Here is a 2,941-nt window from a genome sequence, read left to right as displayed (position 1 = left end):
CACTCTTCAGCGACGGCGTCGAGCCGTACACGCCGACGCCGTCGGACATCGTCTACGACGAACCGCACCGCCGGCTCCTGCGCTACCGCCGTGCCACCCCCGCCACGGGTAACCCCGTGCTCCTGGTTCCGCCGCTGGCAGTCACCATTTCCTGCTACGACATGCGGCCCAGCCAGAGCCTGGTGCGATTCCTGCTCGACCTGGGTCGCGAGGTCTACGTGCTCGACTACGGCGAGATCACCTACGCGGACCGCGATCTCGGCTTCGAGGAATGGGTCGACGACATCGTGCCGACGGCGATCACCACGGTCGGCTCCGACGCCGGGGGCGCCGCTGTCGACCTGATCGGATGGTCGTTCGGCGGCACCATGAGCGTGCTCACCGCCGCGGCCCACCCGGACCTGCCGATCGGCTCGGTCACCGCGGTCGGCACCCCGTTCGATCAGCGGCGCAACGGCCAGATCTCGCTGGCCCGCAGGTTCGGCCAGCTCACCGGCGGCCGCGAAGTCACCCTCCCGGTACGGGTCGCCGGTGGCGTCCCGAAGTACGGCGTGCGGGCCGGCTTCCGCATCCAGTCGATCGACCGCGAGCTCACCAAGCCCTGGTACATCGCCCGCAATATCGCCGACACCGAAGCACTGGCCCGCATGCAATCGGTGGACCGATTCATGGACACCATGCCCGGCTACCCCGGCCGGTTCTACCGCCAGGCCTACCGTCAGCTGATCATTCGCAACGAAATGCTGAAGGGCACAGTGCATTTGCGCCCCGATCGCGCGATCGACCTCACCGAACTCACGGCACCGACCCAGCTGATCGGCGGCACCAAGGACGCCCTGGCCTCCTCGGCCTCCGTCGCGGCAGGCGTCCAGGTCCTCACCGGCGCCGCCGAGGTCCGCTTCACCGAGGTCCCGGGAAGCCACCTCGGCATCATCGCGGGCCCCGCCGCCCGCGACACCACCTGGTCGACCATCGCGGACTTCCTCGGCACCACCCGGCCATCCACCCGGACACCATCGCCGACGCACTGACCAAGGCCCACCATCGCCCATCAGGCGCCCGCTGGACGGGCCGGGACGCAGCCGACAAGATGCATATGCCGATCTCCGGGCTTTTCATCGTTAGAGATCGGTATATCGATCATCGGGTGAAACGCCGTCTGACGGGACGATCAGAGAGCCCACCGACGACGAGGTGAACCGGCTCGTTGCCGATCTCCCGACTTACCACCTCCCCGAAGGGACGGTTCCGCAAGCGTCGCTGGCCGGAATTCAGGACAAGGTGCTGTTGGTTGCGCGACCGGACGGTTCCTGGGGATGGCCCGAGGGCGGTGCGGTGTCATCGCACATCATCAAACCCGAGCCATTGGGTGGCGCGGCCGTGCCGCATCTCATTCAGACCGAACACTGGGCAATGTCTGTAGCCGGTGCCGCGGGCCTCAGTGCCGCAAAACGACTGTCGAATCCTTCGACGGGCGTAGCGCTCTCGTCGTCGCCCGCTACGACCGGACCCGCGACGGGGAAAGACTGCACCAGGAAGATTTCTGTGCCCAGCAGCTGACCGCTATCGCGGCCACGCTGCGCGCGGGCCGCTTCCGCCACTCCGACACCGACGAACTCATCGAGCGGGACGGCACCAGCATCGATCACGGCCTCGACCACCTCGCCGAAACCCGGCAGAACCTCATCAACAGCGGCCTGCTCACTCTCGGAGATCCAGCGACACCTCGCCTACTACTGACCACGTCGTAGCTCGACCGACCCACATCGGCACACCGTCACCGATGCCGAATGGGCCGACCCTGGTGGGTCGGCCCATTCGTGTTGGTCGCCATCGGGGCGTGGCAGTGCGCTCTTAGCCCGAATGAATGTCACCACCGCCCCACGGGCCGCACGGTGTGACATCCATTCGGGGGTTCACATGCCGTTCAGGTGTTCTCGGTTACCCACCTGGTGAGCTCGGATCAGACGTGTCCGAAGAAGAGGCTGCCCGCGGCGTCCGGGTCGTTCGAGTAGAAGTACTCGCGTGTCGCCCGGATGAACTCCTGCCGCGAGATAGCGCCATCCCCGTCGAGGTCCAGCTTGTGGAAAGCCTCGATCGCGTCGGGCTGGGAAACCTTCATAACTTTCCGCAGGAAGGTCTCGTACTCATTCTTGCTGATCTCGTTGTCGCCGTCGGCATCCATGCAGTCGAATGTCACGTGGGCACCGGCCTCGACCATGTTGAGCCGGCTGGTGTCGATGATGGCAAGACGGTTGGCCTGGACGAACTGTTCCTTCGTCAACCTCTCGGTACTCGGCTGCGCGTGACGGATCAGCTCCATCCAGTACATCTGGAAGTAGGCCTGGACTTGGCCGGAGCGCGGGTCGTCCTTGCCGGCCTGGAAGACGCTGGTGTAGCGGTCGATGAGCTGCTGGTAGTCGGACCAGTCCAGGTAGCCGTCATTGTCGGTGTCCATGGTGTCGAACTCCCGTTCCAGCTTGAGCTGGACGAGATTTGTTGCCATCGCTGTCATGAGCCTGTCCTTTCCGGAGCAAGTTTCATGGGAGTCGCGCTGACCACAGCCGGTCAGCACGTCGTGACGACTGACAAACGGGGCAAAACGTGACCATCATCCCACATGTCCGGCGCATCCGATAGGTCGAGGTTGCCAGGTACCGCGCACGGTTCGGTGGCCACCCGGCGCCGACAGATCCGACCCACCGAAAGCCGGTCACACAGCCTGGCACAGCGGCCCGAAGGTGACCCGAAACCACTGCGGCCGCGGTAAATCCGCAGCCGCAGTGGTGTTCCGGCGTCCCGTCATCAGAGACCGTAGAGGCGTTCCCAGTCCTCGCGAGTAGGTTTGTTTTCTGCCTCGAGGTCGGCTGTTCGCCCGATTGAAGGCGACCTTCAGTAGGCAAGACGCGATGAAGGTGCCCATCAGTCGCTCGGGGACCCC

At 65.2% G+C, this 2,941-nt stretch carries 3 protein-coding genes; 1 reads left to right on the top strand and 2 read right to left on the bottom strand.

What is annotated here, in order from left to right; all coding sequences use genetic code 11:
• A partial coding sequence (locus ACFWPJ_RS29345) for an alpha/beta hydrolase (protein WP_378856225.1) occupies positions 1-1,031 on the top strand: 1,031 nt, incomplete at its 5' end.
• 363 nt (positions 1,032-1,394) lie between these two features.
• On the opposite strand, the gene ACFWPJ_RS29340 is transcribed toward ACFWPJ_RS29345, so the two are convergent.
• A complete protein-coding gene (locus ACFWPJ_RS29340; RefSeq protein WP_378856223.1) occupies positions 1,395-1,661 on the bottom strand; it encodes a hypothetical protein in 267 nt (88 codons plus the stop codon).
• Positions 1,662-1,963: 302 nt separating this feature from the next.
• On the bottom strand, positions 1,964-2,515 hold the full coding sequence (locus ACFWPJ_RS29335) for an EF-hand domain-containing protein (RefSeq protein WP_378856221.1): 552 nt from the start codon (positions 2,513-2,515) through the stop codon (positions 1,964-1,966).
• Positions 2,516-2,941 lie beyond the last annotated feature (426 nt).

It is taken from the genome of Nocardia sp. NPDC058497 (assembly GCF_042720195.1).
Taxonomy (GTDB): Bacteria; Actinomycetota; Actinomycetes; order Mycobacteriales; family Mycobacteriaceae; genus Nocardia.
The sequence above is the reverse complement of the archived record's forward strand: the minus strand, read 5'-3'. Positions and strand labels throughout refer to the sequence as shown.